Genomic DNA, 25,131 nt, shown 5'->3' on the forward strand with positions numbered 1-25,131 from the left:
CTGCGGTCCGCAAGTTATCTTTTGTTTATCAGTAGAAACAAATGTATTGACTTTCAAGTCGGAAAAATACTTTTGTATTAACTAGTATGCAAAAGAATTTTGAACTGGGAGGAGACCTGAGAATGAAAACTCTTAGAAACTTGCTGGGTACCGCAGCCGTCGCCAGCATCATCGCGACCGGTGCGGCCGTTGCAGATGATGACTGGAGCATGAAAAAGGCTGCCCAACCCTATGCTGGCACAACCATTGACGTCGTGTTCCTGCTGCGCCCGGGCTATGAGGCGATCGAAGCCATGCTGCCCGAGTTCGAAGCGGAAACGGGAATTAAGGTAAACGTCATCAAGCATCCCTATGAGAACGCTCTGGGTGAACAGGTGCGGGATTTTGTGGCTGGCGGTGATCTGGATATCGCACTGATCGACCTAGTCTGGATAGGCAACTTTGCAGAGAACGATTGGATCATTCCGTTAGCGGATGTTCAGGCAAAGTTCCCTGACGTAGTTGATCCAGATCTGGACATCGATGACTTTTTTCCGCTGGTGCTGAACGCCTTTGGCGGATGGAATGACACGCTGTATGGCCTGCCGTTCGACAACTATTCCGGCCTGATGTTCTATAATCGCTGCATGCTGGAAGAAGCCGGGTTCGACGGCCCACCGGAAACTTGGCAAGAGCTGAAGGACACATATGGCCCGGCGCTGACAAAAGACGGAAAATACGCCTTTGCGCTGCAGTCCAAGCGGAATGAAACCCAGTCTGCCGACAGCTTTGCACGGATGCTGTGGCCCTTTGGCGGTTCGTTCCTAGACGATGAATTCAAGTCCAATCTGATGAGTGACGAAAGCCAGGCAGGACTGAAATTCCGTCAGGAACTGATGGAATACATGCCTGACGGTATCGTGGCTTATGACCATGCCGAAACCGTGAATGGGTTCAGTCAAGGCGACATCGCAATGATCACCGAATGGTCGGCATTCTATTCGTCGGTCGTCTCGCCCGAGACATCGAAAGTGGCGGATTGCGTTGAAATCGCACCCGAGCCCACAGGCCCTGCGGGCCGCAAGCCAGCACTTGGCGGGTTCTCTCTGGCAGTAGCTTCGCAAGCAGACGAAGCCGAACAAGCGGCAGCCTATTTGTTCATCCAGTGGGCAACCTCGAAAGCCAATGCGCGGGAATACCTTGAGCGCGGTGGTGTTCCGGCCCGTCAATCTGTCTATCAGGAAGATGGTCTGGAAGACTTCAAGTTTGTGCCCGCACTGGTCGAGAGCTGGCAAGACGGCGTGCCTGAATTCCGCCCCCGTTTCGCGGAATGGCCCGAGATCACCGAGATCGTTCAGGAATGGGGCACAAAAATGATGCTGGGTGAGGTCTCGACCGAGGAAGGTGCGCAAGAAATCGGCACCCGGATGGAGGCTGTGCTGGACGCGGCCGGGTACTATTCTGGCGACAAGCCACTGGCTCAGTAAAACAAAGATGCAGGGGCGCATATTTGGCGCCCCTGCACCCGGTTCGAGAGGGTCAGCTGGAGGACGGATATGCGCGGCCAAGTACCCCGCAGAACAATATTTGCATTCATCGGTCCAGCGGTCATCGGTCTTGCCGCGGTGGGCATCGCGCCATTGCTTTACGCGGCTTGGACTTCAGCGCATTTCTACAACCTTACAAAACTGAAGCGGGTCGAATTTATAGGTTTTGAAAACTATTGGACCGTTCTGACGGATGAAGTGTTCTGGCAGGCGATGGGCCGCACGTTTTTCTTGCTGGGTACGGCCCTGCCGCTGCAAATCGCACTCGGTCTGGGCATTGCGTTGGTGTTGCATCAACCTGGTCTGACACTGGTAAAAACATTGGCGCGCCTAAGCCTCGTTCTACCGATGGCCACGACCTACGCGGTTGTGGGCCTGCTGGGTCAGGTGATGTTCAACCAGAAGTTTGGCGTAGTGAACCAGCTTTTGGGCGGGGCCGACATAAACTGGATCGGCGATCCCCAGAACGCTTTTGCCATGATTGTGTTCTGGGACGTCTGGCAATGGACACCGTTTGTAGCGCTGGTTCTTCTGGCAGGTCTGACCATGGTGCCGGGCGAAGTGGAAGAGGCCGCGCGCCTGGAAACCAAGTCCAAATGGATTGTTCTGCGCTATGTGCAACTGCCCTTTCTGGTGCCGGGTCTGGTTGCGGTGCTGATCCTGCGGACAGCGGACACGTTGAAACTGTTCGATATGGTTTTCACCCTAACGCGTGGCGGACCGGGATCGTCGACCGAGTTCATTTCGCTTATGATCCAACGGGTCGGTTTTCGCGGCTTCGATCAGGGGCTGGCCTCGGCGCAGGCAATCATCCTGCTGATAATCACCATTGTACTGGCGCAAATCTATATCCGCGTCTTCTACAAAGAGGTCTGAGCCATGATGACGACCCGCTCATACTGGTCTCAGATTGCCTTGCTGGCTTTGATCATTCTGGTCTGTGTCTTCCCGTTTTATTGGATGGTCACGACTTCCTTAAAAACGCAGGTGGTAGCGCTTGAATCGCCCCCCGTGTGGCTATTCGAACCGACACTGGCCAACTATCGTGAGGCCCTGTTCGAAGACGGGGTACTACGGACACTGATCAATTCGCTGATCATTGCAATCTCTACGACGCTGCTGGCGCTAGTTCTGGGCGTTCCTGCCGCCTTTGCGCTGGCCAGGTTCGAGTTTCGCGGAAAAAAAGACCTTTGGTTCTGGTTCATCACCAATCGGATGGTTTCCCCCATTGTTCTGGCTCTTCCATTCTTTCTGATCGCCCGTAACCTGTCGCTGCTGGATAAACACATCACGCTGATCCTGATCTACCTGACCTTCAACTTGCCGATCGTCATCTGGATCGTGACAGATCAATTCAGAGGCATACCCTATGATCTGGACGAGGCCGCACGGTTGGAAGGGGCCTCGCAGTTTACCATCATGCGTAAAATCTGCCTGCCGCTGGCCATGCCTGGTGTAGCCGTATCGGCGATCTTTTCTTTCATCTTTTCGTGGAACGAACTGATGTTCGGTCTGATCCTGACCAGGACCGAAGCCAAAACGGCCCCCGCAATGGCTGTGTCTTTCATGGAAGGCTACAACTTGCCGTACGGTAAGATCATGGCCACATCGACGCTGATCGTGATCCCAGTTCTGATCTTCGCGCTCATCGCCTCCAAGCAATTGGTGCGTGGCCTGACGATGGGAGCCGTGAAATGAAGTCTTCGACCACTCCCTTTCCCGTTTCGTTGCGGTAGAACGGAACCAAAAGGAAAGGACAGCCATGTCACGCTATATCAAACTTGACCAGATCGACCCGGAAGAACAGCTATTGGTGCGGCTGTGCTGGGCCTGCGAGGTCGAGGGCATGACACAGGCCGACGCGGCCGAGCGGTTTGGAACAACGCGGCTGCGTGTCAACAAAGCGCTCAGCGAGGCGCGGCGGCGAGGCATTTTGCGTGTCAGTGTGGATTCCGTTTTTGCGGCAGCGGCGCAATTTGAATGGGAGCTTGAGCGGCAGTTTAAACTGACCCGCGCAGTTGTGGTGCCTTCGCCCGAGGACCGTGTGTCAGTCACCCCGCTGGTTGCTGCGGGTCTAGGTGCGCATTTGGGCGAAGTCTTGAGCGACCCGAACCTGACTCATTTTGGCATGTCCTGGGGCAACACTTTGAACCTCGCGACGCGCCACATGCAGCCGCTCGACCGTCCTGATCTTGAGATCGTGTCGATCATGGGCGGCGTCTCGCGCGGATCGGACGTGAACGGGTACGAGATCACGACGCGGCTGGCTGATTTATGCAACGCCGAACACAGCTTTTTCACCGCGCCGCTTTATGCGGGTAGCCCGGAGAGTCAGGCTCTGTTCATGGATCAGGACGTGATCCGGGATATGCTGGAAAAGATTCGATCTTGCGGTGCAATTGCGCTGGCTACGGGGGATCTGGAGAGTTCGCTGCTGGTGCGTGATGCCTTGCCAAACGGGGTCGATCCGGCCGATCTGATCGCCAAAGGCGGAGTAGGCGATATCACCGGGCACATCTTGAATGCGGATGGTGAGCTGATTGATCATCCGTTGAACCAATGTGTCATTGGCCTGTCGCTGGATGAGATGGCCGAAATAGACAATGTCATTCTGGCCGCTGGTGGCCTTCATAAAACGCCGATCATTGCTGCGGCCCTGAAGCGCGGTTTTGTCGACACGCTTGTTACGGATGAGAATACGGCAGCCGCTTTGCTTGAAACCAACGGAACATAAGAGAGGTGTAGGATGGCCAAAGCTCTGGTTCTGGAAAAAGCTGGTCGCCTGGCGCTGCGCGACATTGAAATGGCCGAGACATTGGGCCCTGAGGATGTCCGAGTCGCGATAGATACGGTTGGGGTGTGCGGCAGCGATGTTCACTACTACACCCACGGCAAGATTGGGCCCTTTGTCGTGAACGCGCCTATGGTGCTAGGACACGAGGCTGCAGGTGTGATTACCGAGGTCGGGTCAGACGTAACAGACATGGGTGTCGGTGATCGGGTCTGTATGGAGCCCGGCATTCCCAACACCCGGTCCAAGGCCGCAAAGCTTGGTGCCTACAATGTGGACCCATCTGTGCAATTTTGGGCCACGCCTCCGGTGCATGGCTGCCTAACCCCCTCGGTCGTACATCCTGCGGCGTTCACCTATCGCTTGCCCGACCATATCAGCTTTGCCGAAGGGGCAATGGTCGAACCCTTTGCAATTGGCATGCAGGCAGCAACCAAAGCGCAGCTCAAACCGGGTGATGTGGCGCTTGTCACCGGTGCAGGGCCAATTGGCATAATGGTGGCTCTGGCCGCGCTGGCTGGTGGTTGCGCCAAGGTCTATATCTCTGACCTGGTTGAGGAAAAGCTGTCGGTTGCTGCGCAATATGACAATATCGAACCTGTTTTGATCGGACGCGATGACCCCTCAGCCGTTGTGCGCGACGCGACCGAAGGATGGGGCGCGGATGTGGTTTTCGAATGTGCCGGCGCGGCCACCTCAATTCAAACCGCTCTCGATGCCGTAGCCCCTGCGGGCTGTGTAGTCTGGGTAGGCATGCCGGTCGATCCTGTGCCGGTCGACATTGTTCTGGCTCAGTCCAAGGAAATCAGGATGGAGACGGTGTTTCGCTATGCCAATATGTATGACCGGGCCATAGCTTTGCTTGGGTCGGGCAAGGTGGATGTGAAACCTCTGATCACTGAAACATTTGACTTTGAGAACAGCATCGAAGCGTTCGACCGTGCAGTTGAGGCGCGACCAACAGACGTCAAAATCCAGATTCGGTTGGACCGAGCATGACCGACTTTTTGGACAATTTGGCCGAACAGGTCCTGTCTGAACTACGACCGGGCTTGTCCGGTCACGTTTTGAAACAGATCGCGCCTTTATCTGAGGCTCTTGCCAATTCACGGCAGATCCTTTGCTACGGTGTCGGTCGCGAGGGCCTGATGATGAAGGCACTTGCGATGCGGCTGTTTCACTTGGGGTGTGACGCCCATGTGGTCGGCGACATGACGGCGCCACCGGTCGGGGCATCGGACATCCTGCTTGTCAGCGCAGGACCGGGGCATTTTTCAACTGTAGCCGCGTTGGTGGGCGTTGCGCGGGAGGCCGGTGCCAAAGTTGTCTGCATCACTGCAAAACCCGAGGGTGCCGTGCCACAGGTCGTGGATCTGACCGTTCACCTTCCCGCGCAAACCATGGCCGCAGACGAAGGTCCTGATGCCACGTCTGTGCTGCCGATGGGGTCGCTCTATGAGGTGCTCATGTTCCTGTTCTTCGAGCTTCTTGTGCTGGACTTGCGCGACAGGATGGCCGTCACGCCCGAGGATATGCGCGCCAATCACACCAATTTGGAATAGCTCATGCCCTGGGAAACCCGTTTCAGTTTGATGGGAAAGAAAGCGCTGATCACCGGTGCGTCTTCAGGGATTGGAACCTCAATTGCACAGGTTTTTGCGGATGCAGGAGCGGACATCGCGGCGCATGGCCGCGACAAGGACCGGCTTGCGCAATTGGGAACTGAGGTTCAAGCATTGGGGCGAGATTTTGCAGCAATAACCGGAGACTTGGCTGATGCCGAAGAAACGGCCTTGGTCGCAGCCAGGGCATTGGAGGTTTTTGGGCGGGTCGATATTCTCGTAAACTCTGCCGGAATTGCCCTGACCGGGCCGGTTGTTGACTATGATCTGGCGGATTGGCAGCGCACTTTGGCGGTAAATCTAACAGCGCCCTTTATCCTATCCCGCGCGGTACTGCCTGGCATGATGGAACGGCGACAGGGTAAGATCATCAATATTTCATCGCAGACGGGCGTTATTGCCTTAGCCGATCACGCGGCCTACGCCACCTCCAAGGGGGCGCTCAATTCTCTGACGAAATCGCTCATGACCGAAGCGGCGCCGTACAACGTTCAGGTCAACGCGATCTGCCCAACCGTCGTGCTAACCGAAATGGGGAAAGAGCTGTGGTCGGCGCCGGAAAAGAAAGATCCGTTTATCGAGCGAACGCCTTTGGGCCGCTTTGGCGAACCTGTCGAGATCGCAGATATGGCCCTATATCTGGCTGCCCCCGCATCCGATCTGGTGAACGGTGCGATCATGATGATCGAAGGGGGGTATTCAAGCATATGACGCGTTTTGCAAACCAACCCCTGGGGTTTGGGATTGGCCCGTCGATCTGTTTTCAGCACTGCAGAGACTTCCCGGATGGTCAGGAAAAGCGGTACGGTTAGATGTAGAGGAGGCAACTGAATGGTTGATCTGACGGGCAAGGTGATCGCGATAACGGGCGCTGCGTCGGGGATTGGGCTGGCTTGTGCCAAAGAGTGTATCGCGGCAGGGGCCACGGTCGCTTTGGTCGATCGGAACGAAGCGGCGCTAAAGACAGTTTGCGATGACTTGGGGGACGACGCTTTTTCAATCGTCACAGACGTTGCGATTCCTGATAGCGTGGATCAGATGCTGCCAAAAATCCTCGGAAGAGCGGGGCGTCTGGACGCGTTCCACGCCAATGCCGGCGCTTACATTGGTGGGGACGTTCTGGAAGGCGATCCGGATGCGTGGGATCGTGTTTTGTACCTCAACATAAATGCGGCGTTTCGCTCGGTGCAGGCGGTTTTGCCACATCTGGCCAAACAGGGGTCGGGTGATATCATCATGACCAGTTCTATCGCAGGTGTCGTTCCCGTTGTGTGGGAACCCATCTATACAGCCTCAAAACATGCCGTACAGGCTTTCACTCACTCTGTCAGGCGGCAGGTTGCCAAGCATGGTGTGCGGGTTGGCGCTGTTCTGCCGGGCCCTGTAGTGACTGCTTTGCTGGATGACTGGCCGAAGGAAAAAATGGAACAAGCATTGGCCGAGGGGAGTCTGATGCAACCCAAAGAAGTGGCCGATTGCGTGGTTTTCATGCTCAGCCGTCCCGCGAATGTCACGATCCGGGATCTTGTCATCCTGCCAAACGCGGTGGACCTATGAGCTGTTTCGTAGGGGTAGATGTTGGGACCGGCAGTGCCAGGGCGGGTGTATTCGACAGCGACGGCACTTTGTTGGCCAGCCGAAAACAAGAAATTCAAATGTGGCGCGACACCGGCGATATAGCCGAGCAGTCTTCGACAGACATCTGGCAGGCTGTTTGTGCCTGTGTTCGGGGCGCGGTTGAGGAGAGTGGAATCGAGGCCTCGCAGGTCAAAGGTGTTGGTTTCGATGCGGCGTGTTCAATGGTCGTCCTGGACCAGACCATGCAACCGCTGAGCATTAGCGCCTCGGGTAGGGCCGAGCGCAACGTGATCGTTTGGATGGACCACCGGGCCAAGGATCAGGCCGAGCGCATAAACGGATTGGGTCACCCCGTTTTGGACTACGTTGGCGGGCGGATCTCTCCTGAGATGCAGACGCCCAAGCTGCTGTGGATTAAAGAGAATATGTCGGACTCCTTCCGCAGCGCCGGCCAATTCTTTGACCTGCCGGATTATTTGACATGGGCCGCAACAGGGTCACTGGATCGCTCCGCTTGCACGGTGACATGCAAATGGACTTACCTGGCGCATGAACGTCGGTGGGATGACAGTTATTTCAACCAGATTGGTCTGTCAGAAATGCCATCTGAGGAGTATGCCCGTATCGGGCAGAAGATCGTGGCCCCCGGGACACCTCTGGCACAGGGATTGACCGCTCAAGCCGCATCGAGCATGGGGTTGCTTGAAGGTACACCCGTTGGCGCGGGTTTGATTGATGCTCATGCCGGGGGTATCGGCACCGTAGGCGCTGATCCCGAAACAGGACCCGAGTCGACGATGGCCTATGTATTCGGAACGTCCGCTTGCACGATGTCGACTTCGAAGACTGCGCACAAGGTTCCGGGTGTGTGGGGGCCATACTATTCGGCCATGGTGCCGGGAATGTGGTTGTCAGAAGGGGGGCAATCCACGGCTGGGGAAGCGATCGCGCACCTAATCACGAGCCATCCATCAAGCAGCGACGCAACCTCCCTCGCGCAAGCAAAGGGGATGCCGCTGCAATCGTTTCTTCTGCGCGAGGTCGAACGGCGCGTGTCAGATTCAAGCGATGCGGTCCGACTGGCAGGGGCCCGGGTAATTGTACCGGATTTTCTGGGCAACCGGGCCCCTTATGCCGACCCGGACGCAACCGGAATCGTTTCTGGCCTAACGCTGGCAAAAGACAGCGACGACCTCATTGCAACCTATGTCGCTGCAGTGCTTGGGGTAGGCTATGGGATGCGTCAGATTATGGAGGCGCAAGCCGCACATGGTGTTCATCCTTCGACCGTCGCAATTAGTGGTGGGGCAGGGGAAAGCGCCACAATCAAGCAACTTCTGGCAGATGCCAGTGGCGCTCCTGTTCTATCGACAACCTCACCTGAACCGGTTCTGTTGGGTGCAGCTATACTAGGTGCTGTGGCAAGCCAGCCAGAAACGTCTCTTGAGGAGGCAATGGTGAGGATGTCATCAGAAAAGGAACGGTTCTTGCCAAAATCTGGCGTGATCGCACGGCTACATGATGCCCGGTACGAGGCCTTTAAGGGTCTGCAAGACATTGAACGTCGTCTACGTCAGGCATTGGCAGCACCTGAAGGGCTACCTACATCGCGTCCCGGCAAAAGTTTTTGAATGTCTTTGGCACAGTATATGAGCACCAACAGTCAACGGGGAATTGTTCGCTAAATCCGTGACGATGGGGCCGTGTCGCAGCCTGCTTTATCAGAGATGACAATTGGCGCAATCTGGATGATTTCAGGCTCATGTGGTGCTTCACCGTCAATAATCCTGAACATCGTGTCCACCATCGCCGAGACATCCTGCCGAACGGAGAACAGATTCTGGGCCATATACTGAGCAAACGGGTCCCAATCAAAGCTTCCGAACAGAATTGTGTCTAATGCGGCTCTGTCATTCTGCGCCAACCAATCAAATACGCCTTCTAGCGATATCGTCGAGTTTACAAACATCGCGGTCGGCATTTGGCCCGTGTCTTTCAACTTTGCTGCAAATGCGGCTTTGGACTTGGCGGCTGCGTACCCGCAGGCCAAAATGTTCTCGTCCAAAGGTCGAGCTCCTGCATTCGAGACCGCATCGCGGAAACCGCGTATTCTTTCGCTTGTGTTGTGATCGGTCGGACGGCCGCCCAGGAACAGAAACTCGTTCTGCCAATCTAAACCTTTAGCTTGCGCATGTTTTATCAGGGCTGAAGTCAATTTAAATGCGCCTGTGTAGTTGTCAGAAATGATAGAAGTCGCTGCTGTACCAGGTAGATCAAGGTTGATCGTTGGAACGCCGTGCGCGTTGCAAATCCGGGCGATGGTATCGGGGTCAGAGGCACCGGCGCAGACGATCCGGTCCACATTGTACGACAGCATCTGCTTGACCGTCGCAAGCTCCAGCTCTGGCTCGCGATGTGTGCACGAGGTCATGGGCAAAAGCCCTCTGGCACGGGCCGCCATTTCGAAACGTTCGGCGATCGCTCCGAAGTATCGGTTGTCGTACATCGGAATAATCATGCCAATCATGCTTGACCTGACGCTGCGAAGGGCGCGCGCTTGCATATTGGGTGCATAGCCCATTTCGGTTGCGATTTGCTGAATCGATTTGGCGCGCTTTTCACTGATGCGTCGATTGCGCCACGAGCCGTTCAGAACGGCACCTACAGTACTGGCCGAGGTGCCAGCCCGGTCGGCGATGTCGTAAATTGTGACCTGTTTCTTATTCTCGGTTGTCGCCACCGAAGATTCCCCTTTGACAAGTTTAGTGTATTCCATATAGCCTTTGCACCATCGATTGCGCAATAAAGAACAACCGATGGTGCAGTTTGATTTTTACCGTGCGCTGCCTTTTCGGCGCTGGCCAATCTGGGAGGATATTATGAAACTTAGACCGATACTCGCAGCCTCAGTCTGCGCATTTACGCTTGGTGTAACCAATGTAGCTGCTGAGACTACCATGGGAATCGTCGTCAAAATTGGAGGGATCCCTTGGTTCAACGCAATGGAAGAAGGAATCAAGGAACGTGCCGGTGAACTGGGTGTCAGCGCCGAGATGATCGGGCCGACTTCAGCCGACCCAGCCCTTCAGGTTCGTGCGATTGAAGATCTCATCGCGAAGGGTGTGGACGTCATCGGCGTGGTACCAAACGATGAGGCTGCACTTGAACCCGTGTTGCAGAAGGCCAGGGACGCCGGGATCAAAGTGATCGCACACGAAGGGCCCGGATTGAACAACGTGGATTGGAACTTCGAACTGGCTTCTGCAGATGGATTCGGTGAAGCGCATGCCAAGCTTCTTTGTGAGAAAACCGAAGAGCCGGGTACCTATGCCGTTTATGTGGGTTCACTGACTGTACCGCTTCACAACGCTTGGGCGGATGCAGGCATCGCCTGGCTGGCTGAGAACTGCTCCGACAAGTTGCAGCCGGTGGGTGATCGTTATGGCGTTGCAGAAAGTGTTGATGACAGCCGTTCGACCGCACTTGACCTGATCGCAGCCAATCCTGATTTGCGTGGCTTCCTTGCCTTTGGCAGCCAAGGTCCGATCGGGGCAGGGCGCGCGATCGAGGAACGTCGCTTGGGCGGCAAGGTCCATGTACTTGGGCCGTTCTCACCCGGTCAGGGCCAGAAGCTGCTGAAAGAAGATGTCATTTCTGGCGGGTTCATGTGGAACCCAGCTGAGGCGGGCCGCGTGTTTGTCACTTTAGGCGACATGCTGGTGAACGGCGAAGAAATCTCGGAAGGAACCGAGATCGAGGGATTGGGCGTTGTCAGTCCGGATGCCGCAACCCGCAACATCATCACCGATAACCTCTTGGAGATTAACAAGAGCACCGTTGATGAGCTGGCTGCCAAGGGGCTCTGATACGATTTACTGTCGATTTGGGGGTCCGCGCATCGCGGATCTCCATTCAGATTAAGAACATACATGAAAACTGATCCAGACACGGCCCCGGCGCTGAGGCTTCGAAACGTCTCGAAAACCTTCGGCGGCGTAAAGGCGCTGCAATCCGTTGATTTCGAAGTGCGTTCGGGAGAGGTGCATTGCCTTGCCGGAGAAAACGGTTGTGGCAAGTCCACACTGATCAAGCTTGTTACTGGTGTGTATACAGCCGACCCTGGCGCAGAATTGCAACTGTTTGGTCAGCCAGTTGACACGATTTCCCCGACAAAAGCCCGAGCGTTGGGGATCGCGGTTATTTGGCAGGATCTTGCGCTATTTCCGCACATGACCGTCGCGGAAAACATCGCTTTTGATGAGATGGTTGGACTGGTGCCGCGCCTGACGTTCCGACGCCGCTATCTGGCCCGCGTGCAGGCTGTGCTTGATCGCCTAAAGGTGCCGTTGAACCTGGATACACGACTGGGTGATTTGCCAATTGCGCAACGTCAGATCGTTGCGATTGCGCGGGCGTTGATGGGCGACGCACGTCTGGTGTTTATGGATGAGCCGACGGCGTCGCTAACCCAAAGCGAAACGGATTCATTGCTAGAGGTCGTTCGCACGCTGTCCTCACAAGGTATTGCTGTCGTCTTCGTCAGCCACCGACTGGCAGAAGTAATTGACATTTCAGAGCGGGTCACAGTCCTGCGCGATGGCAAGCTTGTCGGCGTCTATCCGACCGAGGGTATGACGCAATCCCGCCTTGGCGAACTCATGACCGGGGCGCTTTTGGAAAACACGGTCAGCGCTCAGGACCGTTCTCAGGCGGAACCGGTACTGGAAACCGTTGGATTAAGCCGGCACGGAGAGTTTCACGATGTTTCGCTTACCATACGGCGTGGCGAGGTTCTGGGTTTAACAGGATTGATCGGAGCCGGCCGCACGGAACTGGCCCTTGCACTAATTGGTATGAAACCACCTGATGCGGGCGAAATCCGGCTGGAAGGGTCGTATGTTCGATTTGCCTCGATCCGCGACTCTATCGCGCGCGGCGTTGCCTATGTGTCGGAAGACAGACTGTCCCTGGGGCTAATTCAGCCGCAATCAATCGCGGATAACACGTCTATTTCAGTGCTTGATCGCATTCTCAATGGGTTCGGATTGCTATCCCCAAAACGTCAAACCGATCTGGTTTGCCACTGGATCGACGAACTTGCAGTCAAGATCGGGCAGCCGAAGGATGCTGTCTCGACGTTGTCAGGCGGCAACCAGCAAAGGGTTGTACTGGCAAAATGGCTGGCAACCGAGCCGCGGCTGTTGATACTCGACAGCCCAACCGTGGGTGTGGATGTCGGGGCTCGTGCGGGCATCTTTCGCATCGTTAGGCATTTGGCCGAAGAAGGGCTGGCGATCCTTTTGATTTCGGACGAGGTGACCGAAGCGATGTTCAATGCGGACCGTGTGCTGCATATGGCGGATGGGCGTATTGTGGGCGAATACGATCCACGGGCGACCAGCGTTCCCGAACTTGAGGCACGTATCTATGCATGACTTCTTTCGTGATCATCCCGTCGAGGCGCGCCTCAGTGTTGTTCTACTTTTGATGATCCTTGGTTTATCGCTTGGTACTGACACGTTTCTGACGTTGGGCAATATCACGTCGTTGTTGAACAATAACGCGGTGAACCTGATCTGGGCGGTTGGCCTGCTGGTCGTCCTGATTGCTGGTGGCATTGATATTTCCTTCGCCGTCGCGGCTTCTGTCGTTCAGTATGTGGCCGCGCAGGTTTTCATGGGCATAGGGGGTGGAAACTGGGCGGTTGGGTTTTTTGTCGCGGGTTTGCTTGGGATCGGTCTTGGAATGATCAACGCCCTTCTGATCCACGGGTTTCGGGTGATTTCTATTGTTATCACCATTGCCACCTTCAACGCGTTCTTTGGGTTGCTGATGTTCTTCACGAAAGGCCGAAATATCTACAACCTGCCAGATTGGTGGACTGATCGTATTTTTATCTTTGAACGACAAGCCTCGGATGGAAGCTGGTCGGAACTGAATCTTTCAGTTGCCGTCATGATCGTCTGCGTCGTCGCGACTTGGGGCCTCATCCGTCTTACCACTCTGGGCCGCCAGCTTTATGCCTTTGGCGACAACCCCGAGGGAGCAAGGCGCGCGGGCGTGAATATCTGGCAGATGCAAATTGTCGCCTTTGGATGGTGCGGGATGATGGCCGGCATAGGGGGGCTGATGCAGGTGAACATTGCCCAAGAGGTTGTTCCAAATGCGCTATACGGTCGGGAACTGGACGTGCTGGCCGCGGTGGTCCTCGGTGGGGCTCGACTTGGTGGTGGGCGAGGCACTGTTCTTGGATGCATCCTTGGGGTGATGTTTGTTGCGATCACGCAGAACGGTCTGAACCTTCTTGGAATCTCGCCCTTTGCGTTCCAAATGATCATCGGCGCGGCGATCCTGCTGGCCATCTCATCATCAAACCTGAGTTTTGGGCGGCCCCCACGCGGCGCTATAGCTGTCGCAAAGGTGGGCACAACATGAGCTTGCGTGACAAACTCAACACGGCAGTTGGTGCGGAAACCCTGCCACTGCTTGTCTTTCTTGGCCTGGTCTTTCTGGCGTTTTCCTTCGCGACGCCTTTGTTTCTGACAGGTGCCAACCTGCGCTCGATGGCGTTTCAGATGCCGGTCTTGGGGTTGCTGACATTGGCAATGCTTGTGCCGATTCTTTCGGGTGGGCTGAACCTTGCCATCATCTTTCAAGCCAACATATCGGGTCTGGCACTGGCCTGGGTTTTGATACAATTTGGGGGGCCCGATGCTGGACTGGGGGCTTTCGTGCTGGGTGCGGCGCTTGCCATACTGGCCGGTGCTGCTTCGGGAGCTGTCATGGGGGTCGTCGTGGCTTATGTCGGTGCACATCCCATTCTGGTATCGCTTGCCATGATGATCTTCCTGCGTGGGTTGGGTGAGTTCCTGACGCGTGGAGGAGACATATCGGGATTTCCAGAATACATGAACGTACTGGGGCACGGCAGCGTTATGGGCGTTCCAGTTCCGATGATAGTCTTTCTGGTGGCCGCGCTTATGTGGCATATCATGCTAAGACAATCACGACACGGGTTCTCGGTCTATATGATCGGTTCGAACATCCAAGCGTCTGAGTATTCCGGCCTGCATACGCGCCGGACACTTGTCTTGATCTACGCGATTTCGGGCGTGATATGCGCCGTTGCCGGGATTTTGATGGCGGCGCGTTTCAATTCTGTCCGAGTTGGCCATGGCGAGGCCCTACTGCTGGTGACAGTGCTGGCTTGTTTCCTGGGCGGTATCGATCCATTTGGCGGGTTTGGGCGTGTTCTGCCGGTGGTTCTGGCCTTGATTATCCTGCAAGCACTTTCATCAGGTTTGAACCTGATCGGTGCCAACCAGCATTTGTCCACTGCTGTCTGGGGGTTGTTTCTGATTGGCGTGATGGCGCTGCGCTGGGTTGGTGAGCGGTGGCGAGACAAACGACGAAGAGGGACATGATCATGGAAGGTTTCGGCGTACATACCAGCATGTGGACCATGCATTGGGATCGTGATGGGGCCGCGCGGACGATACCCGCTGCGGCGGCCTACAAGATGGATTTCATCGAGATTGCCTTGCTGGATACCGGCGTTGTGGATGCGGCCCACACGCGCGACTTGCTCGAAAAACACGAAATGCGAGCGGTCTGCTCGCTCGGACTGCCTGAACAAAACTGGGCGTCAGTCAATCCAGACGGCGCAATCGAGCACCTTGTTGACGCTATGAATATGGCCAGCAAGATGGGTGCCGAAGCACTTTCCGGCGTCACATATGGCGGCATCGGAGAACGCACAGGGGTCCCACCCACGCAGGCAGAATACGATAATATTGCTCGGGCTTTGGAGGGAGCCGCGAAACATGCCAAGACCCTTGGGATCGCCTTTGGTATCGAGCCGGTAAATCGCTACGAGAACCATTTGATCAATACAGGTTGGCAGGCGGTCGACATGATTGAAAAGGTGGGGGCCGACAATATCTTCATCCATCTCGACACGTATCACATGAATATCGAGGAGAAGGGCGCGGGCAACGGTATCCTCGATGCACGAGAACACTTGCGCTACATACATTTGTCTGAAAGCGACCGCGGCACACCGGGCGAGGGGACCTGTGACTGGGACGAAATCTACGCCACGCTGGCCGCGATCGGCTTCAAGGGGGGGCTTGCGATGGAAAGTTTCATCAACATGCCCCCTCAGATTGGGTACGGTCTTGCTGTGTGGCGGCCTGTTGCCCCTTCCTTCGAAGACGTTATGGACAAGGGGTTGCCGTTCCTCAGGAACAAAGCGGCCCAGTACCGCCTCATATGATGACAGCAGTAGGTTCAGTTGGGGATGCAAGAGGCGGTGTAATTGCTGACGTGCTAAGCTTTTGACCGGAAAAGGTGATATCGCTGTTATCGATGTTGGCAAGACCAACATCGAGCTTTGGGTTGCCAGCAAAGACGGCACTTTGCTTGAGAGTCGGTCGACCCCAAACTCGGTTCTGGACGGTCAGACCTGGCGATACCATGACTTGGAAGGCACTTCGATCTGGTTGACCACAACGCTTGCAGAGCTTTGCAAGCGGCATCCAATCCGGACGATTGTTCCGGTCGGGCATGGGTCAGGGGGGGTACTTGTGGGCTCGGACCCAGACGGCGCCGGTGCGGGACAAGCCTTGCCGATGATCGATTATGAGCAGGCATGCCCTGCGGACATTGATGCAGAATATCGCAAAAAAGCGGGAACGTTCGAGGATCGCGGTAGCCCGGCGATGATGGCATCCACGCATGCGGCGCGTCAGTTGCTTTGGATGGAACGCAAAAACCCGGTACAGTTTGGCAAGGCAAGGAACTTTTTGAACATCGCGCAATTCTGGGGTTGGTGGCTGACCGGAGTCGCGGCCTCTGAATACTCGGCAATGGGGGCGCAGTCGCATCTGTGGAACGTGCCGCAGCGACGGTGGACGCCGATTGTTCTGGAACATGGTTGGAAAGCACTAATGCCAGAATTCCGGGCGGCCTGGGACCCTCTTGGGCCGGTGCGCAAGGATCTTGTAGAGCGATTTGACTTGCCGCAGGACATGGTGGTGTTGACCGGAGCACATGACTCCACGGCCAACTTTTTTCGCTATCTGGCCGCACAGGTTCAGGATTTTACCCTGGTTTCAACGGGAACCTGGGTTGTCGCTTTGTCGCGTGACGTTGAAACCGTAAAACTTGATCAGTCACTTGGCACCACGATTAACGCAGATATGGATGGCAACCCGATCGGTGGGGCACTGACGATGGGTGGGCGAGAGTTTTCGGCCATTGCCGGAGCAGACACAATCAATGAAGTTGCCGAACAAAAGGTCGTGGCGCGACTGATCGCACGGGGTACGATGGCCATGCCGAGTTTTGGTGACAATGACGGGCAGTTTCCCTGCTCAGCCAGACGAGGTCATATTGTCGGTGCTCCTCCAGAAAACCAAGCTGAGCGCGCGGCGCTTGCGGTTCTGCACTCAGCATTGCTGACAGTCACCTGCACTGATGTCTTGAACGGAGGCTCAATGCTCATCTTGGATGGCACGTTTCTGAAGGACCCAATGTACGCGCAAATCGTCGCGGCCTTGCGTCCGGGCCTTCGCACAGAAGCGTCGCATGAAACTCATGGTGTTGTCGCAGGTGCGTTGCAACTTGCATGCAGGGCGTCGGGTAGCCCATCGACGCCTCTGACGCTTGAACCGGTCGTACCTATTGTACTGCCGGGCTTGACGGAATACGCGACGCAATGGCGCGAGGCCGCAAATCGACAAGGAGGCCAATCTTATGACTGAGCATGACCTGCGCGAGCGTATGGTTGAAACATCTCTGAAAATGAACTCCACGGGGATCAACCAGGGCACGGCCGGAAATCTGTCGGTCCGTTTTAAGGACGGGTTCCTGATAACACCGTCGTCTTTGCCCTATGACAAGATGAAACCCGACGATTTGGTGGAGATGGATTTCGAAGGCACCTATGTCGGGCGCAGGCCATCATCTGAATGGCGTTTCCATCGCGATATTCTGAAAGCCCGCCCGGATATAGATGTCGTGTTGCATTGCCATTCGGTTTACGCAACGACGCTTGCCTGCCATCACCGACAGATTCCGGCTTTCCACTACATGGTCGGAGTGGCTGGCGGAACGACCATCCCCTGTGCCGAATATGCTACGTTTGGGACGCAGGAGCTATCTGAGGCCGTGCTGGCGGCGCTCAAAGGCAGAACAGCGTGTCTGTTGGCACAACACGGGCAGATCGCGATCGGCAAGACACTGGACAAGACTCTTTGGTTGGCGACAGAGGTCGAGATGTTGTCTCGACTTTATGTGCAAGCGCTACCGCTTGGGGAACCGCCGGTTTTGTCGAATGAAGAAATGTCACGTGTGATCGATCAGATGCACCGAATGGACTATGGCCTTGGACCAGAGCCTGAAGGCAGCAACGACATCGCACTACCCCGCGGCTAGTGTTTGCGGACATCATTGTAGCGCCGTTGTGAGAAGGACTTCATTTGTGACGTGCAGGGGGCTTTCTTAGCCTACGTATGTAAGAATACAGTCGATATTTAGGATACCGATACCAGGTCAGCCCGTCCTTGGTTCAAAAAGCGGCGCGCCCACTATGGCCCTGCTCGGAAGGCACTGAGGGCACTGGGCTACAGGCGCATCACCATACCACGATCAAGACCGTGCGGATTGTGGCTCGCGGAACCAGACAATGATTGTTGTGCTACCAACGGCAGAGTTGTTCCGCAATTCGCGAGTTCAGGCAGCCTTTGATTTTGCGCTCGCAGCGAACGGCAGGTTCGACTGGCCGCGCCGCAGCATGGAGATTATGAGGTGAAGGTCCGGTATGGGCCGAGCACAGACTAAGAGAGGGAACCACTCAAAAAGCGCCCATTCGCCAACACGATCTAGTCAGTTGCTGAGAGGCCAACCAGAACGATTTTCAGAAAATCCTCGGCAAGCTTGTCTGAGTCTATTTCTGCCATCTCCCGAAACAGGATATTCCAGACTGCGGGATAAATGGGTGCGCCAACAAGTACGAGAGCATCAATATCCTTTACTTCCTTCCGAAACTCACCTGTCTCAACCCCATAATCCAGCGTGGCTCGAATGTGCTCCAGTCCCTTTACGATAACGTTATCATAGTAGAATTTTGCTATCCGCTCGTGATTGGGAGCCGCAGAGATCATATGTCGAAGTAGCGTTTTCATTTCCGGCGAGGCTATGCGCTTTGCCGCGATGCGGATCTGCTGCGCCAATCGCTCCTTTGCCGTTCCCTTGTTCGATTGGCCCGCAGCCCCGATTTGTTGCAGTGTCGGGACAATCTCTTTTGCAATCACGCCTTCCAACAGATCTACTTTGGTGTCGAAATAGAGATACAACGTTCCCTTTGCCACTTCTGCTTCATCCGCAATGTCCGACATTTTTGCGGCAACAAATCCATCGCGATCAAACACTTTCAATGCCGCCTGAATGATGTCTTCCTGACGCCTCCTTTGGGAACGCGATAGTGTCTTTGTGTGTTTCTGTACGCGCTCCACGTTGTGTGTCGTCCTTCGTTGCATAGAAAATGTATTACTGCTTCACGCGCATTTTAAGTGCCTTGACATCGAATGACCATATGTTCGAATAATGACCAGTTGGTCATTTAATGACTGGCGGTCACTTTGTGACTTGTGGTCATGGTGGTTGGAACCGTGTGCTGAGCACGATTCATTTTGAGAAGAGGGCGCCGTAATAAATGCGAGTAATAGCGATCATTTTGGGACTGGTGTCATTGACGGCCTGCAAGGAAGAGGAGCTGGCTTCCGAGCCACTTGTTCGTGGATTGAAGACGCATCTCATTCAGGACACCAAAGACTCGACTGTGCGCCGTTTTCCAGCCGTTCTTGAACCAACTTCACTGAACACGTTGTCCTTCGAAGTCGCGGGAAAACTTCAAGCCGTGGATCTTGAGGTAGGTCAGCGAGTGGAGGCCGGTCAACCATTGATCTCATTGGACACGACAGCTTTTCAGATCCAACTGGATAATGCTATCGCAGGCGTCCTAGCCGCCCAAGCCACGCGTGACAACGCAGCTGATAACCTGACGCGTCAGCAAAATTTGTTTGCACGTGGCAGCACAACAAAGGTGGCGCGCGATAACGCTCAAGCGGAAGCAATCTCCAGTGAGGCTCGCCTTGAGCAAGCGAAAAAGTCCCGCGACAGTGCCCAGGAAAATCTAAGCAAGACAAGCATTATCTCTCCTATCGATGGGGTCATTAATGCTGTGGATGCGGTGAGTTTCAGCACGGTCTCACCGGGTGTTCCTATGGTTTCACTCTATGCGCCCGATGCATTTGAGATCTCATTCAGCGTCAATTTTGAAACGGCCACGCAACTCGTGGTGGGAACACCGGCTACAATTCGTTTGGCCGACCTTCCTGATGTCTCTTTAAACGCGGTTGTCACCGAACTGGGCGCGCGCGCGGATGCGGTATCCAGCTTTCCGGTGGTTCTTAGTTTGCAGGACAACGATCCAATTCTGAAGGCTGGCATGGCCGTAGAAGCTTCCATTGAACTGCCGCTTCCTGCGGCTCAGGGTTTTACCATCCCCCTCAGTGCAATCCTGAAAAAAGGTCAGATTGGGTTTTCCGCAGACCGACCACAAGGGCCGGGCAAAGCGCAGGTGTTTGTCTACGATGCCGTGACTGAAACTGTTTTGGAACGCGATGTTTCCATCGGCGGTGTCCGTGAAAACGCAGTTTTGGTCGTTGAAGGATTGGATCTTGGCGATCGCGTTGCCTCAGCCGGAGTTTCATTCCTGAGCGACGGTATGAAGGTCAACCTTATCGACGAGAATTGATTATGGAAGCTTTGACACGTTTCGCGCTGGAAAGGTCGAGACTGACAATCCTGGTCATGATCGGCCTGCTGATCGCTGGCAGCCTTACATATTTGAACCTGCCCAAGCGGGAAAATCCAGCCATCACTGTGCGTACCGCAATTGTCGCAGCACAATTTCCGGGAATGTCACCGGAACGTGTCGAAGATCTGATAGCGGTTCCACTGGAACGTGCCGCGCGCGAGATCGGTGAAGTAGAAGATATAGAAACCCGTATTCTTACTGGCGCGGCGGTTTTGAAACTGCACATCTTTGATGCGGTCCCCGAAACCGAATTGGTCCGTGTGTTTCAGGACATTCGCAACAAGATGAATGATAGCCGCGGAGAGTTGCCCGAAGGCACACAAGGCCCCTTGGTGAACACAGACTTTGGCGACGTAGCCATTGCCACAATCGCAGTTACCGGAGAAGGCTTTTCCTACGCCGAGGTTTTCGATGCGGCCGATGAATTGCGAAACGGATTGTACACCGTCGATGGTGTCACCAAAGTGTCCATTTTCGGCAAACAGGAAGAGCGGATTTGGCTGGAGCTTGATACGCGCCGCATGGCCGCAATCGGGGTGCAACTTCCACGCGTTCTACAGGACTTACAGGCGCAAAACGTTATCCTACCGGCCGGCGAGCTGAACTCTGACGGCACCAAGATCATTATGGAAGCCAATGGTGATCTTTCGACGGTCGAAGAAATTGAAGGTGTCCTTACCAAAGTGCCGGGTCTGAGTGGCTTTGTGCGGTTGAAGGACATACTGACTGTACGTCGAGGCTATATCGATCCACCAGACAAGCCGGTTTACTTCAATGGCCAGCCTGCTCTCATGGTCAGTGTGGAAATGGCCAGTGACCGTGACATTCAGCAACTTGGTCGGGAGCTTGAAAAGCGCATTGTCGAACTTGAGAACCAACAACCGATCGGCGTGACTTTCAACGTCTCAACTTTTCAGGAAAAAAACGTCACGGTTGCGGTAAACAGCGCCCTATCGAATGTGGGCCAGACCTTTCTGGTCGTGTTTGCTGTCATGATGGTCTTCCTCGGCCTACGTCCCGCATTGATTATTGCAAGCATCGTTCCCTTCACGGTGATGTTTGCGTTGATCCTTATGGCCTTCATCGGCGTTGACGTACAACAGGTCTCAATTGCGGCCGTTATTATTTCGCTTGGCCTTCTCGTCGACAATGGTCTGGTTGTTGTTGAAGATATCCAGACCAAAGTTGATGCAGGTATGTCCCCGCGCGAAGCAGCCATCGCCTCTTGCGGGCAGTTCTTTATTCCTCTTGCGGTCGCGTCTCTGACCACCATCGCAGCCTTTGTTCCGATGTTGATCCTTGATGGAACCGAGGGACAGTTTGCCTTCGCCATGGGCGCCGTCGTTTCATCAATGCTGACGGGGTCTTGGATTGTAGCGCATTACATACTTCCGTTCTTGGCTGCGCGGCTTGTGAAATCCAAGAAAAAGAAAGTTGAACAAGAAAGCCGGATGCGACGCGTGTACGGCTCGGTCACGCGGGCTTTGCTTCCCTGGGGTGTACCCATCATTGTCGTATGTTACGGGCTTGTCATTGGGTCCGCGACCGTCTTCGCAAATCTCAAGGCGGAACTTTTCCCGCTCAGCCAACGCTCGGATTTCCTGGTCTACCTCGACATGCCGAAGGGTACGGCCATTGAAGAAACCCGCGCTCAGGCTCTGGCTGTCGAGCAGTGGTTGCGAAACGTTGAGATCAATCCCGAGGTGCGTGATACGACAATTTACGTCGGTGACGGCGGGCCGCGATTCTACCTTGGACTTGATCCTGCAGAGACTGATCCAGCCAGCGCATTCTTCGTCGTGAACACGCAGAGCTTTGATGGCGCAAAAGCGATGGAACAACGCGCCCGACGTCATCTGACTGAAAATTTTGCAGCGTTCCGACCGCGCCTGGCGCGCCTGTCCATGGGCGGCACGGAATCCGGGATCGTCGAAATTGAGATTACCGGCCCGGACGGCGATCTGCTTATGGCAGCCGCAGAGAAAGTGAAATCTGGCTTTGCCCGGATTCCGAACCTTGTGCGTAACGAAGACGATTGGGGCAATAAGTCCATTAAGATGGTCATCGATGTCGCGCAAGACAAAGCAAGGGAGCTTGGAATTACATCTCAGGATGTCTCCGACGCGATGGAAACGTTCTTCAGCGGTGCATCCTACTCGACCTTTCGCGAAGGGACCGAGGCTATTCCAATCGTCGCACGAGCCCAGGGTAACTTCCGTGACAGTCTGGAAGATCTGGCAAACTTGTCGGTGCCCACAAATGGCGGACTAATTTCACTCAACCAGGTTGCGACTTTCAAACCCACTCTCCAGTTCTCGCAAATCCGGCGGGAGAACCAGGAGCGAATGATCACGATATCCGGCAAAAGTGAAACCTTGGGCGCAACTCAGGTAGAGCAGCTTTTGCAGCCGACATTGGCCGCGCTTGATCTGGGACCGGAGTATAACATCCGCATCGGCGGAGAGAGCGAAGAAGGTGCCAAAATTCGGGGTAAGCTGGCGGCCGGCATTCCTTACGCCATGATCGTGATGTTGGCTGCACTCACGTTTCAATTCAACTCGGCCCGACGGGTCGCCCTGACCATTATGACTATTCCGCTAATTGTTGTTGGTGCGCCACTCGCACTCGAACTCTCTGGTCGGCCGCTTTCATTCTTTGCCATCCTTGGACTGTTGTCGCTGATGGGGATCATCATCAACAACGCAATCGTGCTGATAGACCAGATTGATATCGAACGACAAACGCAGAGCCTCGATGATGCAATCGTTACAGCAGCGAAAAAGCGCGTCCGGCCGGTTATGCTTGCCTCGCTCACGACAGTTTTGGGACTTGTTCCAATGGCGCTGAATGGGGGCGCTCTTTTCGAGCCAATGGCAACTTTGATGGTGGGCGGCCTCTTTCTTGCGTCACCATTGACGCTTTTGTTCGTCCCACCCACTTACCGACTGTTTTTCAGAAACGAAGAACGCCGTCGGACAGAATATGCCCTTGAAGCCGAGAAGGCGGCCGCATGAAGGCTTGCGACATCGAGTTCCCAAATTTGGCGGTTCTTTCCGTCACCCCAAAGTGCATGCCGCATGAACCTCGTGATCGATTCCTGACGCTCCCGATGCCACTCACGGCACGTCCCGCTGCATGGCCTTCATTTCGGTCATCAGCGGGACAAACTATGAGTAGAAATCCATAGTAGTCGTGACCAATATCGTCATCGTTGACCACCTCGGTAACGGACGATATCGGACGCATCCGCGGCGAAAGCTACATTATTTCGCGAGCTGTGAAATTGACCAACTCAATACTTCGCAGATGTAGCGAATGACCGCAAAGCGGGCTGCGACCGCAGAATTTAGCAGCTGTGCTGAATGTCCACTATGGGCCGTCCTCGTGATCAGCTATTGGCGGGGCATGGGGTTTTGCTGCAACAGCACCGAGGTCAGCAAGGAGCCCATTCTTACCAATGCTGCAGCTTGCATGAATGGCCGCAACGCGCAGGGAGCGGAAATTCGGCGCGCATGCCTCGGGATCATTTGGCTGATCGGGTCATGTCGTGCCGATGCCGAAGTAGATGACTGCTCGCCATGCTTGTGCTAGGGTTCGCCAAGCCGAAATCACGAGGAGGAGCAGGAGTTTGTTGCACGATGCCCTCTTGCGGGACGCGGGAGGTCTGGCGATCGACCATGGAAGCGCATCGCGCTCTGCAGATTGGGACGAGGTTCAGGCCTTCTGTCGAAACGTCTACATGCCGTACCGCGTCAGGCCATTGGTCAGGCTTTCACGCCCCGATGCCACCATGATCAGTGCCCGTGCAGGGCGCCTGACCATGACTCGTTTCTCCTATGGCACGGGCATCCATCTGGACAGGTTCGATCCGGAAGCGGGGAACATCCTCGTCCTGAACACGCTGCGGGGCGCGCTCGATCACCAGGTGGACGGCGGGTCCATCGCCACGGGTGCCGGTGACAGTTTCGTCGTGGATTGCTCGCGCACGGATTACTGGCTCCAAGGCGATCCGGACCACATGCAGCTGAACCTGACCATCCCGCATGCGGTCATGGAGGAAACGGCAGAGCGCTGGTTCGGCTTCGTGCCGGATGACGGGTTGTGGACACGGCGGGTCAGGTTCGGCGGGCCGGGGTCGGCGTGGCTGTCCTTGCTGGACTACACAGCGCGTACACTGGTACAGGCGGGCGGCGCGCCCAGCGATACGGCGTTGGCGCGTCACATCGAGGAAATGCTCTGCGTGGAATTGTTGCGGCAATGGGCTGGTGCGGCGGGTTTCCCGCTACAGGAAGGCGCTCGGTGCGCCGCGCCCGGATACGTCCGCCGGGCCGAGGAGATCATGGAAGCCGAGGCGCGCGATGCGCCGTCGATAGGGGAAGTGGCGCAGCGTGTTGGCGTCTCGGCGCGCACGCTTTCGGGCGGCTTCCACAGGTTCCGGGGCGTGTCGCCGCGGACCTTCCTGGCAGCCCGACGGTTCGACGGGTTTCGGAGGGACCTTGAAACGCTGCCGCCGGAAGAGACGGTGACGGCGATTGCCAGTGCGTGGGGCTTCAGCAATTTCGGCGCTCTTGCGGGGCGCTATCGTGACCGGTTCGGCGAGTCCCCGTCCCAGACACGGAAGCGTGCAACGCGTGGCCAACTCGGCTTCCGATTTCGGACAGGCTCTGCCGATGGGTGACAGCGCTTTCCGTATTGGACGGGCATCCTGTGATGCACTGTTCAAGGGAGGAC

21 protein-coding genes are annotated in these 25,131 nt (G+C 55.5%); 19 read left to right on the forward strand and 2 right to left on the reverse strand.

What is annotated here, in order from left to right; all coding sequences use genetic code 11:
• The first annotated feature begins 122 nt into the window (after positions 1-122).
• From FIU92_RS21740 to FIU92_RS21780, 9 genes are all read left to right on the forward strand, one after another.
• Positions 123-1,466, forward strand: a complete 1,344-nt coding sequence (locus FIU92_RS21740; protein WP_152460807.1) for an ABC transporter substrate-binding protein — start codon at positions 123-125, stop codon at positions 1,464-1,466.
• A gap of 69 nt (positions 1,467-1,535) precedes the next feature.
• On the forward strand, positions 1,536-2,402 hold the full coding sequence (locus tag FIU92_RS21745; protein ID WP_152460808.1) for a carbohydrate ABC transporter permease: 867 nt from the start codon (positions 1,536-1,538) through the stop codon (positions 2,400-2,402).
• Between the two features lie 3 nt (positions 2,403-2,405).
• Positions 2,406-3,224, forward strand: coding sequence for a carbohydrate ABC transporter permease (locus tag FIU92_RS21750; RefSeq protein ID WP_152460809.1), 819 nt, complete (start codon positions 2,406-2,408; stop codon positions 3,222-3,224).
• A gap of 64 nt (positions 3,225-3,288) precedes the next feature.
• Positions 3,289-4,260 carry a sugar-binding transcriptional regulator gene (locus tag FIU92_RS21755; protein ID WP_152460810.1) on the forward strand — a complete coding sequence of 324 codons (972 nt, stop codon included), beginning with the start codon at positions 3,289-3,291 and terminating at the stop codon, positions 4,258-4,260.
• A 12-nt stretch (positions 4,261-4,272) separates the two neighbouring features.
• Entirely contained in the window at positions 4,273-5,316 is a 1,044-nt protein-coding gene (locus FIU92_RS21760) for an NAD(P)-dependent alcohol dehydrogenase (RefSeq protein ID WP_152460811.1), read from the forward strand.
• Entirely contained in the window at positions 5,313-5,879 is a 567-nt protein-coding gene (locus tag FIU92_RS21765) for an SIS domain-containing protein (protein WP_152460812.1), read from the forward strand. Before FIU92_RS21760 ends, FIU92_RS21765 begins: the two co-directional genes overlap by 4 nt.
• A 3-nt stretch (positions 5,880-5,882) precedes the next feature.
• Positions 5,883-6,650, forward strand: coding sequence for an SDR family NAD(P)-dependent oxidoreductase (locus FIU92_RS21770; protein WP_152460813.1), 768 nt, complete (start codon positions 5,883-5,885; stop codon positions 6,648-6,650).
• Positions 6,651-6,770: 120 nt separating this feature from the next.
• Complete coding sequence (locus tag FIU92_RS21775) at positions 6,771-7,496, forward strand: SDR family oxidoreductase (RefSeq protein ID WP_152460814.1); 726 nt, start codon at positions 6,771-6,773, stop codon at positions 7,494-7,496.
• Complete coding sequence (locus FIU92_RS21780) at positions 7,493-9,148, forward strand: FGGY-family carbohydrate kinase (RefSeq protein WP_152460815.1); 1,656 nt, start codon at positions 7,493-7,495, stop codon at positions 9,146-9,148. The genes FIU92_RS21775 and FIU92_RS21780 overlap by 4 nt, the downstream gene beginning before the upstream one ends.
• A 50-nt stretch (positions 9,149-9,198) precedes the next feature.
• On the opposite strand, the gene FIU92_RS21785 is transcribed toward FIU92_RS21780, so the two are convergent.
• On the reverse strand, positions 9,199-10,293 hold the full coding sequence (locus FIU92_RS21785) for a LacI family DNA-binding transcriptional regulator (RefSeq protein ID WP_152460816.1): 1,095 nt from the start codon (positions 10,291-10,293) through the stop codon (positions 9,199-9,201).
• A 103-nt stretch (positions 10,294-10,396) separates the two neighbouring features.
• On the opposite strand from FIU92_RS21785, the gene FIU92_RS21790 reads away from it, so the two are divergent.
• The 7 genes from FIU92_RS21790 to FIU92_RS21820 all read left to right on the forward strand — a co-directional run bounded on the left by FIU92_RS21790 (position 10,397) and on the right by FIU92_RS21820 (position 17,954).
• Complete coding sequence (locus tag FIU92_RS21790; protein ID WP_152460817.1) at positions 10,397-11,383, forward strand: substrate-binding domain-containing protein; 987 nt, start codon at positions 10,397-10,399, stop codon at positions 11,381-11,383.
• A 63-nt stretch (positions 11,384-11,446) separates the two neighbouring features.
• Positions 11,447-12,952: a sugar ABC transporter ATP-binding protein gene (locus tag FIU92_RS21795; RefSeq protein ID WP_152460818.1), complete on the forward strand. Its 1,506-nt coding sequence runs from the start codon at positions 11,447-11,449 to the stop codon at positions 12,950-12,952.
• Entirely contained in the window at positions 12,945-13,952 is a 1,008-nt protein-coding gene (locus FIU92_RS21800) for an ABC transporter permease (RefSeq protein ID WP_152460819.1), read from the forward strand. Before FIU92_RS21795 ends, FIU92_RS21800 begins: the two co-directional genes overlap by 8 nt.
• Positions 13,949-14,941: an ABC transporter permease gene (locus FIU92_RS21805; protein ID WP_152460820.1), complete on the forward strand. Its 993-nt coding sequence runs from the start codon at positions 13,949-13,951 to the stop codon at positions 14,939-14,941. The genes FIU92_RS21800 and FIU92_RS21805 overlap by 4 nt, the downstream gene beginning before the upstream one ends.
• Before the next feature lie 2 nt (positions 14,942-14,943).
• Positions 14,944-15,792, forward strand: coding sequence for a sugar phosphate isomerase/epimerase (locus FIU92_RS21810; RefSeq protein ID WP_152460821.1), 849 nt, complete (start codon positions 14,944-14,946; stop codon positions 15,790-15,792).
• A gap of 61 nt (positions 15,793-15,853) precedes the next feature.
• On the forward strand, positions 15,854-17,281 hold the full coding sequence (locus tag FIU92_RS21815) for an FGGY family carbohydrate kinase (RefSeq protein WP_152460822.1): 1,428 nt from the start codon (positions 15,854-15,856) through the stop codon (positions 17,279-17,281).
• The gene (locus tag FIU92_RS21820; RefSeq protein WP_152460823.1) at positions 17,274-17,954 is read left to right on the forward strand and encodes a class II aldolase/adducin family protein; all 681 of its coding nucleotides are present in this window, start codon (positions 17,274-17,276) and stop codon (positions 17,952-17,954) included. The genes FIU92_RS21815 and FIU92_RS21820 overlap by 8 nt, the downstream gene beginning before the upstream one ends.
• A gap of 446 nt (positions 17,955-18,400) precedes the next feature.
• Here FIU92_RS21820 and FIU92_RS21825 read toward each other — a convergent pair whose 3' ends face one another.
• Complete coding sequence (locus FIU92_RS21825; RefSeq protein ID WP_172978569.1) at positions 18,401-19,033, reverse strand: TetR/AcrR family transcriptional regulator; 633 nt, start codon at positions 19,031-19,033, stop codon at positions 18,401-18,403.
• A gap of 200 nt (positions 19,034-19,233) precedes the next feature.
• Here FIU92_RS21825 and FIU92_RS21830 point away from each other — a divergent pair, with 200 nt between their 5' ends.
• The 3 genes from FIU92_RS21830 (at position 19,234) to FIU92_RS21840 (ending at position 25,078) form a co-directional block, all read left to right on the forward strand.
• Positions 19,234-20,337 (forward strand): efflux RND transporter periplasmic adaptor subunit, encoded by a 1,104-nt coding sequence (locus FIU92_RS21830; RefSeq protein ID WP_152460825.1) that lies wholly within the window; start codon positions 19,234-19,236, stop codon positions 20,335-20,337.
• A gap of 2 nt (positions 20,338-20,339) precedes the next feature.
• A complete protein-coding gene (locus FIU92_RS21835; protein ID WP_152460826.1) occupies positions 20,340-23,414 on the forward strand; it encodes an efflux RND transporter permease subunit in 3,075 nt (1,024 codons plus the stop codon).
• Positions 23,415-24,031: 617 nt separating this feature from the next.
• Complete coding sequence (locus FIU92_RS21840; RefSeq protein WP_254705418.1) at positions 24,032-25,078, forward strand: helix-turn-helix transcriptional regulator; 1,047 nt, start codon at positions 24,032-24,034, stop codon at positions 25,076-25,078.
• The last annotated feature ends 53 nt before the right edge of the window (positions 25,079-25,131 follow it).

Origin of the sequence: Ruegeria sp. THAF33, assembly GCF_009363615.1 — a bacterium.
Taxonomy (GTDB): domain Bacteria; phylum Pseudomonadota; class Alphaproteobacteria; order Rhodobacterales; family Rhodobacteraceae; genus Ruegeria.

Excerpts from the sequence above, each read along its gene's own strand:
- FIU92_RS21740 (WP_152460807.1), top strand. The coding sequence starts at position 123 with ATGAAAACTCTTAGAAACTTGCTGGGTACCGCAGCCGTCGCCAGCATC.
- FIU92_RS21745 (WP_152460808.1), top strand. The coding sequence starts at position 1,536 with ATGCGCGGCCAAGTACCCCGCAGAACAATATTTGCATTCATCGGTCCA.
- FIU92_RS21750 (WP_152460809.1), top strand. The coding sequence starts at position 2,406 with ATGATGACGACCCGCTCATACTGGTCTCAGATTGCCTTGCTGGCTTTG.
- FIU92_RS21755 (WP_152460810.1), top strand. The coding sequence starts at position 3,289 with ATGTCACGCTATATCAAACTTGACCAGATCGACCCGGAAGAACAGCTA.
- FIU92_RS21760 (WP_152460811.1), top strand. The coding sequence starts at position 4,273 with ATGGCCAAAGCTCTGGTTCTGGAAAAAGCTGGTCGCCTGGCGCTGCGC.
- FIU92_RS21765 (WP_152460812.1), top strand. The coding sequence starts at position 5,313 with ATGACCGACTTTTTGGACAATTTGGCCGAACAGGTCCTGTCTGAACTA.
- FIU92_RS21770 (WP_152460813.1), top strand. The coding sequence starts at position 5,883 with ATGCCCTGGGAAACCCGTTTCAGTTTGATGGGAAAGAAAGCGCTGATC.
- FIU92_RS21775 (WP_152460814.1), top strand. The coding sequence starts at position 6,771 with ATGGTTGATCTGACGGGCAAGGTGATCGCGATAACGGGCGCTGCGTCG.
- FIU92_RS21780 (WP_152460815.1), top strand. The coding sequence starts at position 7,493 with ATGAGCTGTTTCGTAGGGGTAGATGTTGGGACCGGCAGTGCCAGGGCG.
- FIU92_RS21785 (WP_152460816.1), bottom strand. The coding sequence starts at position 10,293 with ATGGAATACACTAAACTTGTCAAAGGGGAATCTTCGGTGGCGACAACC.
- FIU92_RS21790 (WP_152460817.1), top strand. The coding sequence starts at position 10,397 with ATGAAACTTAGACCGATACTCGCAGCCTCAGTCTGCGCATTTACGCTT.
- FIU92_RS21795 (WP_152460818.1), top strand. The coding sequence starts at position 11,447 with ATGAAAACTGATCCAGACACGGCCCCGGCGCTGAGGCTTCGAAACGTC.
- FIU92_RS21800 (WP_152460819.1), top strand. The coding sequence starts at position 12,945 with ATGCATGACTTCTTTCGTGATCATCCCGTCGAGGCGCGCCTCAGTGTT.
- FIU92_RS21805 (WP_152460820.1), top strand. The coding sequence starts at position 13,949 with ATGAGCTTGCGTGACAAACTCAACACGGCAGTTGGTGCGGAAACCCTG.
- FIU92_RS21810 (WP_152460821.1), top strand. The coding sequence starts at position 14,944 with ATGGAAGGTTTCGGCGTACATACCAGCATGTGGACCATGCATTGGGAT.
- FIU92_RS21820 (WP_152460823.1), top strand. The coding sequence starts at position 17,274 with ATGACTGAGCATGACCTGCGCGAGCGTATGGTTGAAACATCTCTGAAA.
- FIU92_RS21830 (WP_152460825.1), top strand. The coding sequence starts at position 19,234 with ATGCGAGTAATAGCGATCATTTTGGGACTGGTGTCATTGACGGCCTGC.
- FIU92_RS21835 (WP_152460826.1), top strand. The coding sequence starts at position 20,340 with ATGGAAGCTTTGACACGTTTCGCGCTGGAAAGGTCGAGACTGACAATC.